Source organism: Thiolapillus sp. (genome assembly GCF_048562965.1).
Lineage (GTDB): Bacteria > Pseudomonadota > Gammaproteobacteria > Chromatiales > Chromatiaceae > Thiolapillus > Thiolapillus brandeum_A.
Map to the genome: position 1 here is coordinate 1 of NZ_JBHNMF010000381.1, position 3,155 is coordinate 3,155.

The following is a 3,155-nucleotide window of genomic DNA, read 5'->3' on the forward strand; positions in this document are numbered from 1 at the left end:
CACTCCACCGAGTCATAGGTGACTCCTGGTGGAGAGTCCATCCGCATGTTGATGGGCAACTCAGTACCAGTGGGCAGTTCATAAATATCGACCCCCATTGCACTGAAAGCCGCCTTTAGGTCTTGGGGACTGCGTGGATTCAACAGACCGCTAGGGTAAAGCCTATGATTTAGCTTTCGCATGAGGAACATTAATCGGCTGGTGATTTGATCAATCTGCATCTTAACCTCTTCCCTTGCTACACATTATGATTGTGGTCGTATAGGTACCAGCCTTGTTCCGTCAAAACAGCATCAATGGTTCGTCCGTCAAATTCATCGCTCCAATCCCCCAGTGATCCCAAACACGCTTCTTCCAACGTGGCTTTCGTCCGATCAAATAGGGCATAGGCAAAGCCCCCGGGATGCGCTCTGGATTGATAGTAAATGCCATCGTAATCGCTTTCGTAGGCAATTGTAGAAATGCGCCGTGCCAGCGCATAGTCTGGGTCACTGACAAAGGACATATCCAAGTTCAGGCGAATCAGTGACTTCCCCGTCAGGTCCAGTAGCGTCAACGACTTCTTCACCGTCAATTCCCAAACATTGTGGCTCATTAGATCCGCAAGACCGATAAACTTGTCTTCCGCAAAGTCCTTTTCGTTTATGACATCATGGCCGAAGGTTTCGGCAAAGGCGGTATCGATATCCTTCGCGGTATACATGACACCGTAGCTATTGTCCTTCGCATCCCAGCGATACAATGCCTTTCTACCATAGTAAATGGCGCTCGAATGCTTACGCTTGTTGATGCGCAGCATCTTGTCCCCAGGGAACAATTCCACCTGTTTGCACTTATCAACGATCTTATGCGGATCGACATTCATTAGCGAGCTCCTTGTGCTCCCAATTGACGCGCCTTGCGACGCAGATTTTCATCCAACCCGTTCGATTTCAGGTATTCGATACGGGACATCTGGTACTCGGAATCGGTGCCTAACAGGAACTGCGTTTTCATGATCGTACTCAGTCCTTCCAGTTCCTCAAGTAGCTCCTTGAGCCCGGTTACCACCTCATTTCCATTGAACTGCCAGACGGGATAGATGGCGTGTTCACCGCGACGCACAGCCAACAACTGTTTGCGTTTTCTTTTTTTGCCCACTGCCTGGGGGGAGATCCCCAAAAGGTCCGCCACCTCGACAGCGGTATAGCCGCCACCAGCGCGTTCGATCATTTCGTTGAATCGACGGACGCCTTCCAGGATTAACTGATGGCGTTGGCTTTTTACTCCAGACAGTTTTTCGATAATTTCCTTGTACACGGCCAGCAGTAATTCCGTATCGGTCATCTCGGCTGAATCAACCTGCATCTTCATATCGGCCATGTGTTCACTGAGCAACTTGATCACTCGAGTAAAGGATGATTCGGTGTTCTCGTTATGTTTCCTGGTCGTATAGAAGGAACGTATGGCGGACAGGACGACTTGTTCGTCTCTGTGCTTACTCAGATTCTGTAGCGTAGTTAATGTCATATTACTCTCCTGCATAAAGGGCAACGTGTTTATGTTGTCTCCATTGTAATTCTAGTATACAAGCGAAACCTTGGCAAGTAAAAACCACACCTAGCCCCCGCTCAGGGAGGGTATTTGGAAGCATCTTGTAGTGCCGGGGAGTGTCAAATTCTTTAATTATGCGACAAATATGCGGTAACATTACATTTTCCGCTTTGATGAGTGAGCAGGATGTGCAATCGCTGCCAGCCATGGAGAGCGAAGCGGAGACTGGTTGTCTACAGTAGCCGTGAGGCCGCACTGTTATCCCGGCGTGCCTTGTGTCAGAGGGAAAACCAAATAGGCCTCCGAACGCGGCGTCCAGTCATATGGGTGCCAAGTACGGGGCAGGATTGAAAAATGGAAAAAGCTCACTCATCAACGCGGAGAAGAGCTGTTTGTAAAATATTATTAATAAATACAATAAGTTATGTCTGCCAGGAAAATACCGAGGAATTACCGCGTGATCACGGGGTGCGTGGCCAGCGAAAAGTCCGCCAACAATGCCGCCGAATTCGAGGGGTCCCTTGAGCGCGACCTTTACCACATGCTTGATTTCGACTGGACCGTGGAGCGCTTTGAGGAACAGCCCGTTGAAATCCGTTACAAAGACGCCCGGGGCAAAACAAGAAAATACACGCCGGATGTCCTGATCGAGTACGTGCCGGAAGTCGATCGGAAGCCGGTGTTGGCCGAGGTGAAATTCCGCAAGGAACTCAAGGAGCATTGGCGGGATTTCAAGCCCAGATTTCGGGCCGCTCTACGGTTCGCCAAGAAAAATGGGTGGGTCTTCCGGTTGTTGACGGAACGGGAGATCCGGACACAATCCCTGTTGAACACCAAGTTTCTGCGCAGATTCAAGAACAGGAATGTCGAAAAAGAAGATATGCATCGCATCCTCCACCAGTTGGCTCGTTCGGAAAAAACCACGCCGGCGGATCTGCTCGCTCAACTCAGTGATGATCAATGGGAGCAGGCTCAATTGTTGCCGACCGTGTGGTACCTGGTCGCCAACAGGCGGATCGATGTCGATCTACATCAACCGTTGAGCATGCGATGTGTGCTTGGGAGTAAGGATTGATGGCGGAATATCAAGAGAATGAGGGGCGCCTGGCTCTCCGAACCGACAGTTTGGTGGAGTATCGGGGCAAAAAGATGCGCATCACCCGGGTGTTGGATTTGGAGTTGGTTCTGGCCAGGGATCTTGAATCGGATGAAGTTTCGACGGTTCCCATTGGAGAACTGGAGCCTGTCGGGGATTCGGGACTCGCCTCCGGCGGAGAAGATCTGCTGAATCTTTCAGATGAACAGTGGGAAGAAGCCGAAAGACGGTATGAATTCATTCGCCCATTGTTGAAAGGCCGCGGTGGGCGCAAAAAGGTGGAGGCCGTCGCGTCAAAGGCGGGCGTCAACAGCGCCACGATTTATCGATGGATCGATAGATACCTAGAGTTTAGAGTAAGCAACATTGTTCCACCGTATATTTTCGGGTGAAATAAAGTTGCTATTTTGGTAACTACTCACCCCTATCAGCATAGAGCTGTCCCGAAAAGGCCATTTGAATGGCGACCAGCGGATTGTATCCCTGATTTGCCATGGTCTGCAGGTAACTGGAGATGCGGCAATAG

Annotated in this window: 5 protein-coding genes; 2 read left to right on the top strand and 3 right to left on the bottom strand. The window is 50.3% G+C overall.

Annotated elements, in window-relative coordinates:
- The 3 genes from ACOCD2_RS15105 to ACOCD2_RS15115 all read right to left on the bottom strand — a co-directional run.
- On the bottom strand, window positions 1-221 hold a 221-nt coding region (locus tag ACOCD2_RS15105), incomplete at its 3' end, for a hypothetical protein (protein WP_419593386.1).
- A gap of 17 nt (window positions 222-238) precedes the next feature.
- Window positions 239-865, bottom strand: a complete 627-nt coding sequence (locus ACOCD2_RS15110) for an RES family NAD+ phosphorylase (protein WP_293648244.1) — start codon at window positions 863-865, stop codon at window positions 239-241.
- Window positions 865-1,362, bottom strand: coding sequence for a hypothetical protein (locus ACOCD2_RS15115; RefSeq protein ID WP_293648241.1), 498 nt, complete (start codon window positions 1,360-1,362; stop codon window positions 865-867). Before ACOCD2_RS15115 ends, ACOCD2_RS15110 begins: the two co-directional genes overlap by 1 nt.
- 643 nt (window positions 1,363-2,005) lie before the next feature.
- On the opposite strand from ACOCD2_RS15115, the gene ACOCD2_RS15120 reads away from it, so the two are divergent.
- Together ACOCD2_RS15120 and ACOCD2_RS15125 are read left to right on the top strand one after the other, a co-directional pair.
- Window positions 2,006-2,608, top strand: a complete 603-nt coding sequence (locus ACOCD2_RS15120; protein WP_293648238.1) for a heteromeric transposase endonuclease subunit TnsA — start codon at window positions 2,006-2,008, stop codon at window positions 2,606-2,608.
- The gene (locus ACOCD2_RS15125; RefSeq protein WP_293648250.1) at window positions 2,608-3,021 is read left to right on the top strand and encodes a helix-turn-helix domain-containing protein; all 414 of its coding nucleotides are present in this window, start codon (window positions 2,608-2,610) and stop codon (window positions 3,019-3,021) included. The genes ACOCD2_RS15120 and ACOCD2_RS15125 overlap by 1 nt, the downstream gene beginning before the upstream one ends.
- Window positions 3,022-3,155: the final 134 nt, after the last annotated feature.